Here is a 16998-nt window from a genome sequence, read left to right as displayed (position 1 = left end):
CTAAGGGATCAGCGCTTGACCTTGCCAGCCTTGAGGCAGGAGGTGCAGACGTTGAGACGCTTCGGGGTCACACCCTTGTCACCGACAAGTGCCTTCACGCGCTGGATGTTGGGGTTCCAGCGACGCTTGGTGCGGCGGTGCGAGTGCGAAATGCTGTGGCCGAAGCCGGGTCCCTTGCCGCAGACATCGCAGTTGGCAGCCACGGGTGGTCTCCTTGAGTCAGGTGTCAAACGAGACGGCTGATTGCCAGACGTCTCAGGTCAGTGGATTCCGGTGCCCGCCCCTAGTGGGGCTCACGCGGAACCGTCAAAGCGTAGCCGAGTTCGGGTGTGGCTCCAAAACGAGTCTGGCACGCCCGATAGCCTGCCATCGTGCCTCCCGTTCTCGATGCCGATGGAGCCCGCCTCTGGGCCGCGCTGACTCGCGCCGCCTTCGCACTGCGTCGCACCGAGATCGATGCGCTCAACGTCTTTCCTGTGCCGGATGGGGACACCGGCACCAACCTCTATCTCACGATGGATACCGCCATCAACGAGCTCAACCGACTCCACGGGTCACAGGGCACCCTCGGGACGGCGACCCTCGTTGACGAGGCCCGCGACCTCGCGCGCGCCATGCTCATGTCCGCGCGAGGCAACTCCGGGGTCATCGTCAGCCAGCTCGTGGCCGGCATCAGCCACGTCATCGTCGAGGAGAAGCTCACCGAGGTCGACGGCGCGGCTCTTGCTCAGGCACTCACGCGCGGGGCCGAGCTGGCCCGCGACAGCGTCGCCCACCCGCAGGAGGGCACGATTCTCAGCATTGCGGATGCGATCGCCGAAGCTGCTCGCGGCAGCGCCGAGGTCGGTGGCGATGCTGCCGAGGTTGCTGCCGCAGCCGTCGCCGCGGCCGAGATCGCCCTGGCCCGCACCCCGCAACAGCTGCCAGCACTCGCCCAGGCAGGGGTCGTCGATGCGGGCGGCGCGGGTTGCCTGCTGATGATCGAAGCGCTCCACCGCGCACTCACCGGCGACTGGGCGAGCGAATCGGGCACCTTGCCCCGGGCGTCCGAAGACCTCGTGCCGCGGGCGTCCTGGCACGCGGAGGCATCGGCCGATGGCATTCTGCCTGCGGCCTCCGGGGGCGTGCCCCGTCCTGCCGACGCGCACGACCCACTCGACGCCCCCGCGGCCGGGCTCGACGGACCGGCCTTCGAGGTGATGTTCCTTCTCGACGGCAGCGACGTCGGCCGGGTGGCGATGATGCGCACCGCCCTCGACGGTCTCGGTGACTCCCTGCTCGTCGTCGGGGGGCCTGACCTCTGGAACGTCCACGTGCACGTGGACGACGTCGGTGCCGCCGTCGAGGCCGGAATCCTGGCCGGTCGACCGCACCGCATCAAGGTCACCCACTTCGCCACCCAGATTGCGACCCGGGAGCCGCAGAAGTTCGCCGTCATCGCGTGCGCCGCCGGACCGGGCATGGCCACGATCCTTGCCGAGGCCGGTGCAGTGGTCGTGCCCAGCGCACCGGGAGCCAGGGCATCGGCGGGGCAGCTGCTCGAGGCCATCCGACGTTCTGGCGCCGCCTCGGTCGTCGTGCTGCCCAACGACAAGGACACCCTCATGGCGGCCGAAGTCGCCTGCCGAGCCGCCACGGACGACGGCGTCGTCACGGCGATCGTCCCGGCACGCACGGCAGTCCAGGGCCTTGCCGCACTCGCGGTCGTCGACTTCGACAAGGGGCTGCGCGAGAACGCGATCTCCATGACCAGCGCGGCCGTCGCCACCCGTCATGGGGCCGTCTCGATCGCTTCCCGCGAGGTGCTCACGTGGGCTGGCTCCGTCTCGGTCGGCGACATTCTCGGCATCGTGAGCGGTGACGTGGCGCTCATCGGTGACGACCTCACCCAGACCGCGCTCGAGGTCCTGGACCGCCTGCTCTCCGGTGGAGGTGAGCTCGTCACTCTCGTGTCAGGAGCCGACGCTGACGAGGCCTTCATCGACGCGGTCGAAGACGGCCTCGCCAAGCGCCACGCCGAGGTCGAGGTGGTCCGCATCGCTGGCGGGCAACAGGTCTACCCGCTGCTCGTGGGGGTGGAGTAGCCCGGTGTACGACGAGTCGACTCCGCTCACGAAGGTGTTGGACAAGCGCGAGGCGAAGAAGTTCAAGGACTCACGGGGCATCGAGACCGTGGGAGACCTCCTGGCCTACTGGCCGCGCCGCTACCAGTCGCCCGCGAGCAACCTCGCGGCCGCCCGCATCGGCTCCTACATCGTCGCCGTCGCAGAGGTGAAGACGGCAACCACACGTTCGATGAAGGCCCGTCGAGGACGCATGCTCCAGGCCGTCATCACCGACGGCTCCAAGGACCTCGAGATCACCTTCTTCTCGGCCCACGGGCACGAGGGGAAGCTCATGCCGGGCGCGCGGGCGCTGTTCGCGGGCAAGGTGTCCTCGTTCAACAACCGGCTCCAGCTGGCCCACCCTGGATATTCACTGCTCAGTGATTTCGACCGGGGCGAGCGACGCAACCTCATCCCGATCTACAAGGCCGTCGGCAACCTCCACACCTGGACGGTGACCGAGTGCGTCCGGATGGTCCTCGACCTGCTCGACGAGACGCCCGAGGCGATCCCCGAGGCAGTTCTTGATCGACGAGACCTCGTGGACCGGATGGCCGCCCTGCGGGGAATCCACACGCCGGACTCGCAGGCCGAGGTCGACGCGGCGCGCAAGCGCATGTCCTACGAGGAGGCCCTGATCCTGCAGGTCGCTCTCGCGCAGCGCCGGGCGCGTCAGGCGAAGGAGTCGACGCTGGCTCGCGTGCCTCGCCCCGGTGGTCTGCTCGACGCCTTCGACGAGAGGCTGCCGTTCACCCTCACCGCCGGTCAGGTCGAGGTCGGCGAAACGCTCGCGAGCGAGATGGCCCGCGACGTTCCCATGCACCGCCTCCTCCAGGGCGAGGTCGGCTCCGGCAAGACCGTCATCGCCGTGCGGGCGATGTTGGCGGCCGTCGACGCCGGAGGGCAGGCTGCACTCCTCGCCCCGACTGAGGTGCTCGCCTCACAGCACCACCGCTCGATCACGACGATGCTCGGTGATCTCGCCGAGGGCGGCATGCTTGGCGGCAGCGAGATCGGCACCCGCGTCACCCTCCTCACCGGGAGCATGTCGACCCAGGTCCGGCGCAAGGCGATGCTCGACATCGCCAGTGGTGACGCGGGGATCGTCATCGGCACTCACGCCCTCATCCAGGAGCACGTGAGCTTCCAGGACCTCGCCCTCGTCGTCGTCGACGAGCAGCACCGCTTCGGGGTCGAGCAGCGAGATGCGCTGCGGGGCAAGGCTGCTCAGCCTCCCCACGTCCTCGTCATGACCGCCACCCCCATCCCGCGCACGGTTGCGATGACGGTCTTCGGCGACATGGAGACGTCAACCCTGAGCGAGCTCCCCGCCGGTCGCGCTCCCATCACGACCCACGTCGTCCCCGAGGGCAAACCGGGTTGGCTGCAGCGCACGTGGGTACGCATCGGCGAGGAAGTGGCCCTGGGGCGCCAGGCCTACGTCGTGTGCCCCCGCATCGGTGATGACGACGAGCCCGACGAGGACGCCGAGATCTTTGCGCCCGATGCCGGCGGCGCCTCCGATTCCGACGGAGACGGTGCTGAGGACGGAGACGGTGACGAGGAAGGCGCTCCGCCACCCCGACCTCTCGCGTCGGTCCACCGCGTCCACGCGGATCTCGTCGCCAACCCGGCGCTCGACGGTCTGCGCATCGAGATCCTGCACGGCAGGCTGCACGCCGACGAGAAGGACGCGATCATGCGTGACTTCGCGTCGGGCGACATCGACGTGCTCGTCTCCACGACCGTCATCGAGGTCGGTGTCGACGTCCCCAACGCCAGCGTCATGGTCGTCATGGACGCGGACCGTTTTGGTGTCTCCCAGCTGCACCAGCTCCGGGGCCGGGTCGGCCGTGGCGGTCTGCCGGGGCTCTGCCTGCTCGTCCACTCGGGTGAGGGCGACGCGCCGCATGAGCGGCTCGACGCCGTCGCGGGCACGACCGATGGCTTCGAGCTGGCCCGCATCGACCTGCGTCAACGGCGCGAGGGCGACATCCTCGGGTCCTCCCAGCACGGCGTCCGCAGCCAGCTGCAGTTCCTGCATGTTCTCGAGGACGAGGACCTCATCGAGGCGGCGCGAGAGGATGCCTTCGGTGTCGTGGCCGATGACCCTGACCTCTCGGCGCATCCGCATCTTGCCGAGCTCGTCCACGCACGCGTCGACGCCGACCAAGCGGCATACCTGGAACGAGGCTGAGGCTCAGATGACCCGAATCATCGCCGGCACGGCTGGCGGCCGCGAGCTGAAGACTCCTCCCGGCCGCGGCACGCGACCCACGAGCGATCGTGTGCGCGAAGCGCTCTTCTCCGCGCTCGAGGCGCGCGACGCGCTGACCGGTGCGCGCGTCATGGACCTGTATGCCGGGTCGGGAGCCCTGGGTCTGGAGGCCGCCAGTCGGGGGGCGGCGGACGTGATCCTGGTCGAGTCCGACCGGACTGCGGCGGCGGTGATCCGGGACAACGCAGGACGGCTCGGACTGCGCGTGACGGTGGTCCCGGTGACGGTGACCTCGGCCCTGGCCGGCGCACCCCAGGAGCGCGACCTCGTCTTCCTCGACCCGCCCTACGACCTCACCGAGGAGGCGCTCGCCGTCGACCTCGCTGCGCTCGTCACACGCGGCTGGCTGGCTGAGGACGCCCTTGTCGTCATCGAGCGCTCAAAACGTTCCGCCGAGCCGACGTGGCCCGAGGGGCTCGAGCCGGAGCGGCTCAAGAAGTACGGCGAGACCGTCATCTGGTACGCGACTCACTGACCTCTTGCCAAGGCTGCCAAAGGGGGCCTGATCAGCAAGGATGGGCTCATGAGCGACTATGAGATTCCCCGTCCCACCAGTGGAGATGTCCTCGAACTCATCCTGGACGACCACCGACTTTTCGAAGACTTCCTGCGTCTGGCCCGACGCAACGACGTGGACCGCGACGCGGCGCGCACGGCGCTGACCGAGCTGCTCGTAGCGCACGCTGAGGCCGAGGAGGAGAAGGTCTATCCGACCCTGCGCAAGAAGCGGGCGATCGGGGTGCACGAGGAGGAGCACGGCGAGGAGGAGCACGCCGAGATCACCGAGGCGATCGTCGGCTTCCTCGAGGCCAAGGGCACCGACACCGAGAAGTACGACACTGCCCTCGAAGAGCTGGCGACGGTGGTCAACCACCACACCAACGAAGAGGAGCAGACGATCATCAACCCCTCCCGCGACGACGTCTCCGTGGAGGAGCGCGAGAAGCTCGGCGTCGCGTGGGTGACCCGGCGTAACGAGCTGCTCGAGCAGGGGTGCGCCAGCCTGGAGCAGGTCAAGGCGCTGCTCCACCGGGCCGAGAAGGAAGGCGCGATTGCCGCGCCCGCCGCCCGTGACAAGGCGGAGGAGATCGAGGAGAAGGCCAAGGCGGAGGCCAAGAAGATCGAAGAGGCCTCCATGGAGAAGGCGAAGGACGACTGAGTTCGATCCCGGACAGAACGTAGGGTGGCGCGCGTGAGCGAGCAGCAGATCAGGCGAGCAGTCTGTCCCGGGTCCTATGACCCGATCACGCTTGGGCACGTCGACGTGCTCATGCGCGCCGCCGCCCTCTATGACGAGGTCGTCGTCGCCGTGCTGCACAACCCGGCCAAGAGCGGCACCTTCACCGTGGACGAGCGGATCGGCTTCATCGAGCGCGCCCTTCCCGACGAGGCGGCCTCCCGCGTGCGGGTCGAAGCCTTCGCGGGTCGCCTTCTTGTCGACGTATGCCGTGATGTCGGTGCCGATGTCATCGTCAAGGGCCTGCGTGGGGGCACCGACTTCGCCTACGAGCTGCCCATGGCCCTGATGAACCGCCACCTCACCGGCGTCGAGACGGTCTTCCTCCCGGGCGCACCGCAGTTCGAGCACGTGTCGAGCTCGCTCGTCAAGGAGGTCGCGAAGTTCGGTGGCGACGTCTCCGGGCTCGTTCCGGACGAGGTCCTGGCGGCCCTCACCGAGCGTTTGGCGCAGCCGAACGGCTGACGTTCGCACGCGGCATACGCGGCGCATTTGGGCTGGTGCACCACCCTCCGGTACCTTTGTCCTTCGGTCTGCGTCAGCCGTGACGACGGACCGAATCACTCGACCAAGGCATAAGGCAATGACTCGTCTCGATCCTCGGTCTCCTCTGGTGCTCGACACCAAGGAGGTCGGCCGGCGACCCGGCTCGATGGCGGAGCTTTCTCGCGAGGTCGGGGCACCAGCTGAGTTCGGCACGGAGGTGCTGCGCGTTGTTGAGGGGGAACCCTTGGCGGTCAACGTGCGGCTCGAGTCCGTTGTCGAAGGCGTGCTGGTCACTGGTTCGGTGCAAGGCACGGCGACCGGCGCCTGCGTGCGGTGCCTGGATCCCATCAGCCACAATGTGGCTGGGAACTTCCAGGAATTGTTCGCCTACGCCGATCGCAACGCTCACCACCAAGAGGTGGGCGACGAAGAAGCAGCCGAGGAGTACCTCGTCGAGGACGGTCTGATCGACCTCGAAGCGGTGCTCCGGGACTCGGTGGTGCCTGCACTGCCGTTCCAGCCCGTGTGTCGCCCGGATTGCCCGGGGTTGTGTTCCGAGTGCGGAATCCACCTCCGGGACGCCCCGGACCACACACATGACGTGATCGACCCCAGGTGGGCGGCTCTCACGGACCTCGCGTCCGAGCCGTCCACGACGCAGACAACAGACAGGACCTGACATGGCTGTTCCGAAGCGGAAAGTGTCGCGTTCCAACACCCGCCATCGCCGTGCCAACTGGAAGGCCACGCCGGTCACCCTGACCTCGTGCCCCCAGTGCAAGGCCCCGACGCAGCCGCACGTTGCGTGCCCGTCATGCGGGACCTACAACGGCCGCCACTACGGCGTTGCCGAGCGCACCGAGCACCAGGGCTGAGCCCGCTCCTCATGGGGAGGGGCTCGAACGGGCCGGTGGCCACAACGCCACAGCGCCCCGTCGCTGAGCTTCACCAGCACCTCCTTGAGGTGACGGGCGAAGACATCGACGAGGCGCTGCTCGGGCGTGCCCTGACGCACCGGTCGTTCGCCTACGAGGCCGGGGGAGTCCCGCACAACGAGCGCCTGGAGTTCCTCGGCGACTCCGTGCTGGGGCTGGTCGTGACCGACTCGCTCTACACGACGCACCCCGACCTCACCGAGGGGCAGCTCGCCAAGCTGCGCGCCGCGGTGGTCAACATGCGTGCCCTCGCGGCCGTCGGCCGCACGCTGGGTCTGGGGGACTACCTCCACCTCGGCCGCGGTGAGGAGTCCACCGGTGGGCGCGACAAGGACTCGATCCTTGCCGACACCGTCGAGGCAGTCATCGGTGCGACCTACTGCAGCGCCGGCATCGAGGCTGCAGGCGCTCTGGTGCACCACCTGCTCGACCCGTTGATGGCGAGCTCGGCCACCCTCGGCGCTGGTCTGGACTGGAAGACGAGCCTGCAGGAGATCTGCGCCCTGCACGCCGCCGGTCCGGTCGAGTACGTCCTCGAGGAGGACGGCCCCGAGCACGCCAAGACCTTCAGCGCCCGGGTTCTCGTGGGGGGCGTGGAGCACGGCTCCGGCGTCGGCCGCACCAAGAAGGACGCCGAGCAGCAGGCCGCCGCCCAGGCGTGGCAGACCCTGCGTGAGCGCCACGGTGACGGACTCTCGACAGCACCCCTGCCCGATCTCACTCGCTCGACCTGACCCGTGCCCGAGCTGCCTGAGGTCGAGGTCGTCCGACGCGGCCTCGCCGACCACGTCGTCGGCAGGCGCATTGCTTCGGCCTCGTTCACCGGGGCGAGAGTGGCTCGCCGCCACATCCCGGGGCCGATCGACCTGGCCGAACGGATCACTGGACTGGATGTCACTGCGGCCCGACGCCGCGGCAAGTACCTCTGGCTCGTCCTCAGTGATGACGGACACCCGGTCCACGGACTCATCGCGCATCTCGGGATGAGCGGGCAGCTGCTCGTCGAGGCTGCGAATGCTCCGGACGAGAAACATCTCCACGCGCGCTTCACCTTTGCGGACGGCGATCCTGAACTGCGCTTCGTCGACCAGCGGACCTTTGGTGGTTTCGCCCTCGACGATCTCGCCGACGACGGGGTGCCGCACCAGATCCGGCACATCGCGCCGGATCCGTTCGAGACGGTCTATGACCAGTCGGCGGTCGTGCGTCGGATCAAGGCCAGCGACAGCGCCATCAAGCGGATGATCCTGCACCAGGGAGTGGTCTCGGGCATCGGCAACATCTATGCCGATGAGGCCTTGTGGCGTGCCCAGGTCCACGGTGAGCGCCCGTCCAGCAGCCTCACGAAGCCGGTGATCTCACGGGTCCTCGAGCACGCCCGCGAGGTGATGGCGGCAGCACTCATCCAGGGTGGGACGAGCTTCGACGCGCTCTATGTCAACGTCAACGGGGGCTCGGGCTACTTCGACCGTTCGTTGCACGCCTACGGCCAGGAGGGTGAGCCTTGTGCGCGCTGCGGCACCGCGATCCTTCGGGAGCAGTTCATGAACCGGTCATCGTTCTCGTGCCCGACGTGTCAGCCCCGACCCCGGCTGCGTCGCAGCGCCTGAGCCTCAGGCCGGCGTGTGGTTGTCGGCCCAGGCCTTGACGATGAGCTCGCGCAGCACCCCGGCATCGACATCGGTGAGCCGCTTGACATAGAGGCAGCCCTTGCCGGTGGAGTGTGTGCCGAGGCGTTCGAGCAGGGGAGTGTTGGAGCCGTAGTAGGTCAGCCCGTAGAGCGTCAGCGCGGCCTTGCGCGGTGCCAGCCCGAGCGCGAACCACTCACGTTCCTTGCCGTCGGCGGTCGTGTAGGGCTGTCGGCCGAAGCCGACCATCGAGCCACCCCACAGCACGGGCTCGACGCCGGTGACCTCGCGCATCACCGCAAGGACCGCCTGGGCGTCCTCACGTCGGGCGGCCGGTTCCACGGCCGCGAGGTAGGTGTCGACATCGGCCGAGACCGGCTTGGTCGTGCGGTCACCGTGGTCGGGTGGGGTGGGCAGCGTCATGGGGGCGGGAGCTCTTTGAGCGTCACGGCCTTGCCGGTATGCCGCGTGCTCAGGTCCGCGAACGCCTGCCGGATCGTCTTGGCATAGAGGTGCGCGCCTTGCAGCGAGGGGTGCATGCCGTCGGACTGGAGTTGGTCGCTCGTGCCCTTGAGGGCGGCATCCCAGTCGGCGAGGACGACGTTGTCGCGCCCTGCGACGAGCTCCTTGAGGGCAGTGTTGTCGGTTGCGATCCGGTTGATGCGTCCGTGCAGGGTGACGATGACGACCATGCGGTCGGGGCCGAGTGCGTCGAGGGTCTGGCGGGCTCGATCGAGGTCGGTGCCAGCGTTGGTGCCGAGCGCGAGGACGACGGCGCGACGGTTGCTGTTGCCGCGGGCGCTGACGACCTTGAGGCCTTCGGCCCACTGACGGTTGGAGCGGGCGTCCATGCGGATGCCGGGGAAGTAGTAGCGCAGTGCGTGAACGCTGCCGACCATCATCGAGTCGCCGTAGCCGTCGATCTCGGCACCGCTCGGCATGGTCCAGGACTGCGTGATCGGTGCGGCCGGCCTGGCCGGCGATGCCGCGGACGGCTTCGCCGACGGGTTCGAGGCGTCCGACGGCGAACCCGACGGGGCGGGTTTGGAGGTCGACTTCGGTGCCGACACCGTTGCGGCAGAAGCGTTGGCGTCGAGGAGTTGCTCGACCCGGGTCCGATTGGGGGCGGTGACGAGGACGGTGGTCAGGATGATTGCGAGGACGGCGACACCCGCCCACACCGCGCGCGCCGTGCGGGTCCCGGAGTAGCGGATCGTGTGGAGGAGGTGGCGTGCGGAGCCGCGGAAACCACGTCGACGAACGGGTGTCTCGATGAAGCGATAGGACAGGTCGGCGATGGCCGCGGTGACGACGACGCACCACAGTCGGGACCAGAGGTAGTCGTCGGCGCCCCGAGAGGCCCAGGAGAGGTCAGCCTCGATGATGAGGATCACCGGCCAGTGCCAGAGGTAGAGCCCGTAGGAACGCTCACCGATCCAGCGCAGCACCGACAGGTCGAGGACCGAACGCAGGCGAGTCGGGCGCTCGATGACCCCGAGGACGAGGACGGTGGTGGCCAGGGAAGCCGCGAGGATGCCCCCCCGGAACGTGAGCGGTGTCGACTCGTCGAGCAGCGCGACGAGCGCCACGAGAACCAGCCCGGCGCCGGCGACCGCCGGGACACGCACCCGTTGCCAGAGGTCCGTCGAGGTCCACGCGCGGTGCGGTGCAGCCCAGGCGAAGGCGAGCGCGGAGCCGAGCATGAGGCCCATGAGGTGGGTGTCGGTGCCGTAGTAGACGCGGGTGGCACCGAGCGCCGGGTCGTAGCGGCTCGCCATGAGGGCCGCGGAACCGAGCGCGAGAGCGACGGCAACGCCAGCCCGGACCCGAGAGGACGGGGCGAACTTCAGCAGAGCGAGGGCGACGAGCGGCCACACGAGGTAGAACTGCTCCTCGACCGCGAGCGACCACAGGTTCATGAGCAGCTGGGGTGCGGTGCTGTGGAAGTAGTCGGAGCCCGCGCCGATCTCGAGCCAGTTGCTCGTGAAGGTCAGGGCGCCTGCGGCCTGCCGACGGATGCCGACGAGCAGGTCGGTCTCGACGAGCCGGGCGATGAGGATGACGCTCGGGACGAGGACGAGCAGGGCGGGCAGGAGGCGCCGAACCCGCCGGGTCCAGAACCCGCGCAGGTCGATGCGTCCGTCTCGGTCGTGCTCGCGCACGAGCAGCGTCGTGATGAGGAATCCGGAGATGACGAAGAAGACGTCGACACCGAGGAACCCACCGGGCAGCCAGCGAGGGTCGAGGTGGAACGCGAGGACGGCAAGGATCGCGATCGCGCGCAGACCATCGAGCCCGGGCAGGCGACCTGCCGGGCGCGTCGATCTGCTGCGGGACGGGGCGGACGCGCTCGCGGCCCCGGGCCGAGCGGAAGGGCTCTCCACGCTCATGGCTACAGGCTATGGAGGGGCACCGACAGGGTCAGGGAGGCGCGCTGGCGTGGGACCGACCTACCATCTCGCCATGGAGACGAGCCTCGACCCGGCGGGCGACGGACTACGACCGACGCGCGTGACCGTCCACGTGCGAGGGCGCGTTCAGGGCGTGGGTTTCCGGTGGTGGACACGGGCCAGAGCGCTCGAGCTCGGTCTCGCCGGTCACGCCCGCAACACCTCGGATGGGCGGGTCGAGGTCGTCGCCCAAGGCTCCCGTGGTGCTGTCAGCCGGCTCCTCGATCTCCTTGGCGAGCAGCCCTCGACGACCCATCGCCCCGGGCAGGTCGCCTCCGTCTCGACGCCGCTGGAGTCCGCACCCCGCCAGGACGTGACGGGCTTCGTCGAGCGCTGAGCCTGCCCCGTCAACGGGAGCACTCACAACCTCAGCGGTGGCGCCGTTGTCATGGTGTGACTCTCACCCAGCTACCCACCGCCCTAGCCCGCCACCACCAGATTGACCCCGCGATCCTCTACTTCGGCACTCCTGTCGTTCTGGTCAGCACCACCAACGACGACGGCACCCACAACCTCGCCCCGATCTCCTCGGTGTTCTGGCTTGGGAGCACGGCAGTCCTCGGCTTCGGGCTTGCCTCCCACACCGTGACGAACCTCCGGCGCGGCCGCGAGTGCGTGCTCAACCTCCCCACCGCATCCCTCGCGGGCGCGGTCGACCGGTTGGCCCTCACCACTGGGGCGCCGGTCGTGAGCCAGGCCAAGGGCGAGCGCGGCTACGTCCACGTGAAGGACAAGTTCGCCCACGGCGGCCTCACGCCCCGCCCGAGTGAGACGGTGTCACCTCCCGGCGTTGTGGAGTGTCCGGTCGTCCTCGAAGGCAGGCTTCTGGCGATCCACACCACGGATTTCCATCTCGTGCAGGTGGAGGTGGAGCGGACGTTCGTCCACCCCGGCCTTCGACTCGACGGATATGCCGACCGGATCGACCCGGCGCGGTGGCGGCCGCTCATCATGAGCTTTCAGAAGTTCTTTGGTCTGGGCGACGAGATTCAACCGTCGAGGCTCGCGTCGATCGATGAGGAGCTCTACCGGTGAGGGGAGTGGACGGCATACCGGGTCGTGGGACGCACGGACCACGGAAGGCAAGCGTTCCTACGATGGGGTGATGAGCGATGTCCCTCCGGAGTTGGCCCGCCTGCGTTCGAGCATCGACAACATCGACGCGGCCCTCGTGCACCTGCTCGCCGAACGCTTCAAGTGCACCCAGCAGGTCGGCGAGCTCAAGGCGACGCAGGGTATGCCGCCCGCGGACCCTGCGCGTGAAGAGCGCCAGATCACGCGGTTGCGCGGCTTGGCGAACGAGAGTGGCCTCGACCCGGAGTTCGCCGAGAAGTTCATCAACTTCGTCATCGCCGAGGTCATCCACCACCACGAGTCGATCGCCAAGGGCTGACCCACCGATCGGCACTTGGCCCCACCAGTCACACACGTCACAGGCAACGCAGGCGTCATCCTGCTTCCCCAGTGGCTCCCGGACCCGCCGGTACAGTGAGCGGTCAATCAGCTGCCCCCGAGGAACCGAGAGTCATCGCGTGTACGTCAAGAGCCTGACCCTCAAGGGGTTCAAGTCCTTCGCCTCGGCCACGACCATGCGCCTCGAGCCCGGCATCACCTGCATCGTCGGCCCCAACGGTTCCGGCAAGTCCAACGTCGTTGACGCCCTCGCCTGGGTCATGGGTGAGCAGGGCGCCAAGACCCTGCGCGGCGGCAAGATGGAGGACGTCATCTTCGCCGGCACCGCCGGCCGCCCGCCGCTGGGTCGCGCCGAGGTCAGCCTGACGATCGACAACACCGACGGCGCGCTCCCGATCGACTACGCCGAGGTGACGATCACCCGGACGATGTTCCGCAACGGCGGCTCCGAGTACGCCATCAATGGGACCGCCTCCCGATTGCTTGACATCCAGGAACTGTTGTCCGACAGCGGTATTGGCCGCGAGATGCACGTCATCGTCGGTCAGGGCCAGCTCGACGCCGTCCTGCGCGCGACCCCCGAGGAGCGCCGTGGCTTCATCGAGGAGGCCGCCGGTGTCCTCAAGCACCGCAAGCGCAAGGAGCGCGCCCTCCGCAAGCTCGACGCGATGGAGGCCAACCTCACCCGCGTCCACGACCTCACCGGTGAGATCCGCCGCCAGCTGGGACCCCTCGGTCGTCAGGCCGAGGCCGCTCGCAAGGCCGCCGTCATCCAGGCCGAGGCCCGTGACGCGCGTCAGCGCCTGCTCGCCGACGACCTCGTCCAGCTGACGTCGACTCTCGAGCAGGAGGTCGCCGACGAGACGGCACTCATCGAGCGCCGCACCTCCGTCGAGAACGCCCTCGAGTCGTTCCGCTCTCGCATCACCGAGATCGAGCGCCAGGCCGCTGACGCCGCACCTGAGCTCGGGCGTTCGCAGGACCGTTTTGTCACCCTCCAGTCGTTGCGTGATCGCCTCGAGTCGACCGCCTCCGTCGCCCGCGAGCGGGTGCGTCTGCTGAGTCAGGACGACGTCGACGAGACCACGACCGGGCGCGATCCCGACGAGTTGCGCGCCCAGGCCGCGCAAGCCCGCGAGGCAGAGCAAAAACTCCTTGCCGAGGTCGCCACGGCGGCAGAGCAGCTCGCGGCGTCCGTCACGGCCCGTGAAGACGCAGAGAAGGCGTATGCCGCGGAGCAGGACCGCCTGTCACGGCTGGCCCGCGCCGCGGCCGACCGTCGCGAGGGCCTGGCCAAGCTCGCCGGCCAGGTCGGCGCCCGCCGCAGCCGCATCGAGGCGGGGGAGGCCGAGATCGGTCGCCTGCAGGGAGTGATTGCGTCATCGACGGCTCGTGCCAACGAGGCCGAGCAGTCGTTCGCGCGACTCGAAGGCACGGTCGCCAACGACGAAGAAGGCGAAGAGGGTCTCGACAGTGCCTACGAGACCGCCGCCGAGGAGCTCGCCGAGATCGAAGGCCGCATCACGGCGCTCGAGAACGCCGAGCGTGAGGCCGAGCGCGACCGTTCGTCCGCCGCGGCCCGCGTCGAGGCCCTGGGACTGAGCCTGCGTCGCAAGGATGGCGCCGCCGCACTGCTGGCCGCGTCCGATGAGAAGCACGGCATCGTCGGCACGGTCGCCTCATTGCTGCAGGTCACCGGAGGGCACGAGGGTGCGGTCGCAGCCGCACTCGGCTGGGCGTCGGAAGCGCTCGCGGTCGGCTCCGCCCATCAGGCCGCCAGCGCCGTCGATCGTCTGCGTCGGGAGGACCAGGGCCAGGCCACCCTGCTCGTCGGCGACACGGCACAGTCGTCAGACCCGGGCACGTGGCCCGACCTCGAGGGCTCCGGCGTGTGGGCGCGAGACGTGGTCTCCGCGCCCGCTGACGTGCTCCCGGCAGTCGAGCAGCTCCTTGACCGTGTCGCGCTCGTCGGCGGTGCGGAGCACGCCCTCGCGCTCGTCGCCCGAGGTGAGGGCATCACGGCCGTCACGCAGGATGGTGACGTCTTCGCTCCAGGCTGGGTCCGCGGCGGATCGAGCAGCGGTGAGTCACTGCTCGAGATCCAGTCGGCCCTCGAGGAGGCGCAGGCCGCGGTCTCCGCAGCCACGACCAGGAACGAGCAGGCCCGCTTTGGCCTCGTGGCCGAACGCGAGAAGGCGGCGGCGGTCAACGAGCGCGTCGAAGCCGCCCTCGAGGCCCTCCACGAGAGCGATGCCCGGATGGCCGCCGTCGCCGAACAGCTCGGCGGGCTGCAGTCCACCATCCGCACGAGCCGCGCCGAGGTCGAGCGCACCGAGCGCACCGTCGTCGACGCGGAGGCTGCTCTCGAGAGCGATCGTATGGAGCTCGCAGCCCTGGCTGGTCGACTCGAGCAGGCGAGCGCCGAGCCGACCGAGTCGCAGGAACCTTCGACTGATGAGCGCGACGACCTCGAGCTCGCTGCCAGCCGGGCCCGCACCGCCGAGACCGAGCTTCGCCTCACCCTGCGCACCCGCGAGGAGCGAGCCCGCTCCCTCAAGGGTCGGGCGGACTCGCTCGAAGGTGCCGCCCGCAACGAGATCCAGGCCCGCGAGAAGCTGCGCCAGCGCCAGGAGCGACGACGTCGCGAGGTGACGATCGCCGACGCAGTGAGCCGCGCGGCGGCATACGCCACCGATCGCATGGCGAGCGCGCTGGAACGCGCCGCCAGGCTGCGCCAGGATGCCGAGCGGCAGCGCTCCGAGCGCGATACCGCCGTGCAGGCACTGCGGGCCGAGATGGGCACCCACCAGGACGAGCTGCGCGAGCTCACCGACTCGGCCCACCGTGACGAGGTCGCGCGCGCCCGACAGCTCGCCCGCATCGAGCAGCTGCAGGCCAAGGCCGTCGAGGAGCTCGGCGTCGACCCCGACGTCCTCATGGAGGACTTCGGTCCGCACCAGCTCATCCCCTTCATCGCCGGTCCCGACCACGAGGGCGACCTGCCCATGCCCTCGGCGTTCGTGCGAGACGAGCAGGAGAAGCGGCTGCGCAAGGCCGAGCGAGGCCTGTCGGCCCTGGGCCGGGTCAACCCGCTCGCCCTCGAGGAGTTCGCGGCGCTCGAGGAGCGGCACAAGTTCCTCACCGAGCAGCTCGAGGACCTCAAGAACTCAAAGCGCGACCTCCTCGACATCGTCAAGTCCGTCGACGAGCGGGTTGAGCAGGTCTTCACCGAGGCCTTCCACGACACCGCCGCACAGTTCGAGCAGGTCTTCCAGCGGTTGTTCCCCGGTGGCGCCGGTCAGCTCATCCTCACCGACCCCAGCAACATGCTCACGACCGGTATCGAGGTCGAGGCTCGTCCTCCCGGCAAGAAGGTCAAGCGACTCTCGCTGCTTTCGGGTGGTGAGCGTTCACTCGTCGCCGTGGCCATCCTCGTGTCGATCTTCAAGGCGCGGCCCAGCCCGTTCTACATCATGGACGAGGTCGAGGCGGCGCTCGATGACACCAACCTCGGCCGACTCATCACGCTCTTCGAGGAGCTGCGTGACAGCAGCCAGCTCATCGTCATCACCCACCAGAAGAAGACGATGGAGATCGCTGACGCGCTCTATGGCGTGAGCATGCGTGGCGACGGCATCACCACGGTGGTGTCGCAACGCATCCGCGACATCGCCGCCACCGCCTGAGAGTCGGGCAGCGCGTCAGCGAACGTTGACGCGGCCGAACGTGTCGAGCGGCCAGATCCGGAAGACGACCGGGCCCACGACGCGGTTCATGGGCACGAAGCGGGCGCACCCGTCGGACACGGTCCCACCGCGACAGGCGACGATCGAGTCAGCCGACTGCGAGCGGTGGTCGCCGAGGACGAGGAGCCGATCGTTCGGCACGCGGATCTCGGGGAAGCACCGCGACGACCGCGGGGTCGTGTCGCACGTGAGGTCAGGAGCCTGGAACGCGTGGTCCTGATGGATGTAGGGCTCCGCGAGCGGCTCGTCATCGACGAGGACACTGCCTTCGGCGTCGCAGCACAACACCCGGTCGCCGGGGAGTCCGATCACGCGCTTGACCGTGTATGCCGTGTTGGATGGGCCGATCCCGGTCAGGTCACCGACCTTGCGCGCCACCTTGACGAGCGGGTTGTCGGACTCGGGGAGCTGCGCTTCCTGCCACGTAGCACCGTGGGAGAACACGACGACGTCGCCGCGTTCCACGTCGGAGTTCGTGCGGTTGACGATGATGCGGTCGCCGATGAGGAGCGTCTGCTCCATGGACTGGGACGGCACACCGAACGGCTTGACGACGAACGTCTGGACGAGCGCGACGGCGAGGATGGCAAGGAGAATCTCGAACCCCACCGGGAGCCTTCGGCGGGTCCGTCGAGGGGCCACTGCCGAGGTCGTCGCGGTCACCCGCCAGAGACTACGCGGCAGCTTGCCCTGTCCGCGCCCCATCTCACTACGGGGTGT

The 16998-nt window shown here is 68.9% G+C and carries 17 protein-coding genes; 13 read left to right on the top strand and 4 right to left on the bottom strand.

Features of this window, described 5'->3' with window-relative positions; all coding sequences use genetic code 11:
- Positions 1 to 8: 8 nt before the first annotated feature.
- Complete coding sequence (gene rpmB / locus V6K52_RS13730; RefSeq protein ID WP_009778186.1) at positions 9 to 203, bottom strand: 50S ribosomal protein L28; 195 nt, start codon at positions 201 to 203, stop codon at positions 9 to 11.
- A gap of 168 nt (positions 204 to 371) precedes the next feature.
- On the opposite strand from rpmB, the gene V6K52_RS13725 reads away from it, so the two are divergent.
- The 9 genes from V6K52_RS13725 to mutM all read left to right on the top strand — a co-directional run bounded on the left by V6K52_RS13725 (position 372) and on the right by mutM (position 8651).
- Positions 372 to 2084: a DAK2 domain-containing protein gene (locus tag V6K52_RS13725; protein ID WP_353950674.1), complete on the top strand. Its 1713-nt coding sequence runs from the start codon at positions 372 to 374 to the stop codon at positions 2082 to 2084.
- 4 nt (positions 2085 to 2088) lie between these two features.
- Positions 2089 to 4302 carry an ATP-dependent DNA helicase RecG gene (locus tag V6K52_RS13720; RefSeq protein ID WP_353950673.1) on the top strand — a complete coding sequence of 738 codons (2214 nt, stop codon included), beginning with the start codon at positions 2089 to 2091 and terminating at the stop codon, positions 4300 to 4302.
- A 7-nt stretch (positions 4303 to 4309) separates the two neighbouring features.
- Complete coding sequence (gene rsmD / locus V6K52_RS13715; protein ID WP_353950672.1) at positions 4310 to 4858, top strand: 16S rRNA (guanine(966)-N(2))-methyltransferase RsmD; 549 nt, start codon at positions 4310 to 4312, stop codon at positions 4856 to 4858.
- A gap of 48 nt (positions 4859 to 4906) precedes the next feature.
- Complete coding sequence (locus tag V6K52_RS13710; protein ID WP_353950671.1) at positions 4907 to 5542, top strand: hemerythrin domain-containing protein; 636 nt, start codon at positions 4907 to 4909, stop codon at positions 5540 to 5542.
- A gap of 33 nt (positions 5543 to 5575) precedes the next feature.
- Complete coding sequence (gene coaD / locus V6K52_RS13705) at positions 5576 to 6085, top strand: pantetheine-phosphate adenylyltransferase (protein ID WP_353950670.1); 510 nt, start codon at positions 5576 to 5578, stop codon at positions 6083 to 6085.
- Positions 6086 to 6203: 118 nt separating this feature from the next.
- Positions 6204 to 6785 (top strand): DUF177 domain-containing protein, encoded by a 582-nt coding sequence (locus tag V6K52_RS13700; protein ID WP_353950669.1) that lies wholly within the window; start codon positions 6204 to 6206, stop codon positions 6783 to 6785.
- A 1-nt stretch (position 6786) separates the two neighbouring features.
- On the top strand, positions 6787 to 6981 hold the full coding sequence (rpmF, locus tag V6K52_RS13695) for a 50S ribosomal protein L32 (RefSeq protein WP_353950668.1): 195 nt from the start codon (positions 6787 to 6789) through the stop codon (positions 6979 to 6981).
- 11 nt (positions 6982 to 6992) lie between these two features.
- Complete coding sequence (gene rnc, locus V6K52_RS13690) at positions 6993 to 7775, top strand: ribonuclease III (RefSeq protein ID WP_353950667.1); 783 nt, start codon at positions 6993 to 6995, stop codon at positions 7773 to 7775.
- A 3-nt stretch (positions 7776 to 7778) separates the two neighbouring features.
- Entirely contained in the window at positions 7779 to 8651 is an 873-nt protein-coding gene (mutM, locus tag V6K52_RS13685) for a bifunctional DNA-formamidopyrimidine glycosylase/DNA-(apurinic or apyrimidinic site) lyase (RefSeq protein WP_353950666.1), read from the top strand.
- Between the two features lie 3 nt (positions 8652 to 8654).
- Here mutM and V6K52_RS13680 read toward each other — a convergent pair whose 3' ends face one another.
- On the bottom strand, positions 8655 to 9092 hold the full coding sequence (locus V6K52_RS13680) for a DUF1801 domain-containing protein (RefSeq protein WP_353950665.1): 438 nt from the start codon (positions 9090 to 9092) through the stop codon (positions 8655 to 8657).
- On the bottom strand, positions 9089 to 11059 hold the full coding sequence (locus tag V6K52_RS13675) for an acyltransferase family protein (protein WP_353950664.1): 1971 nt from the start codon (positions 11057 to 11059) through the stop codon (positions 9089 to 9091). Before V6K52_RS13675 ends, V6K52_RS13680 begins: the two co-directional genes overlap by 4 nt.
- Before the next feature lie 73 nt (positions 11060 to 11132).
- On the opposite strand from V6K52_RS13675, the gene V6K52_RS13670 reads away from it, so the two are divergent.
- The 4 genes from V6K52_RS13670 to smc all read left to right on the top strand — a co-directional run bounded on the left by V6K52_RS13670 (position 11133) and on the right by smc (position 16218).
- Positions 11133 to 11456 carry an acylphosphatase gene (locus V6K52_RS13670; RefSeq protein ID WP_353950663.1) on the top strand — a complete coding sequence of 108 codons (324 nt, stop codon included), beginning with the start codon at positions 11133 to 11135 and terminating at the stop codon, positions 11454 to 11456.
- Between the two features lie 56 nt (positions 11457 to 11512).
- Positions 11513 to 12154 (top strand): flavin reductase family protein, encoded by a 642-nt coding sequence (locus tag V6K52_RS13665; protein WP_353950662.1) that lies wholly within the window; start codon positions 11513 to 11515, stop codon positions 12152 to 12154.
- 70 nt (positions 12155 to 12224) lie between these two features.
- Complete coding sequence (locus V6K52_RS13660; protein WP_353950661.1) at positions 12225 to 12512, top strand: chorismate mutase; 288 nt, start codon at positions 12225 to 12227, stop codon at positions 12510 to 12512.
- A gap of 139 nt (positions 12513 to 12651) precedes the next feature.
- Positions 12652 to 16218, top strand: coding sequence for a chromosome segregation protein SMC (gene smc, locus V6K52_RS13655; protein WP_353950660.1), 3567 nt, complete (start codon positions 12652 to 12654; stop codon positions 16216 to 16218).
- Positions 16219 to 16233: 15 nt separating this feature from the next.
- On the opposite strand, the gene lepB is transcribed toward smc, so the two are convergent.
- Positions 16234 to 16941, bottom strand: a complete 708-nt coding sequence (lepB, locus tag V6K52_RS13650) for a signal peptidase I (RefSeq protein WP_353950659.1) — start codon at positions 16939 to 16941, stop codon at positions 16234 to 16236.
- Between the last annotated feature and the right edge of the window lie 57 nt (positions 16942 to 16998).

The sequence above is a fragment of the Knoellia sp. S7-12 genome, assembly GCF_040518285.1.
In the GTDB taxonomy this organism is placed as follows: Bacteria; Actinomycetota; Actinomycetes; order Actinomycetales; family Dermatophilaceae; genus Knoellia.
The sequence above is the reverse complement of the archived record's forward strand: the minus strand, read 5'-3'. Positions and strand labels throughout refer to the sequence as shown.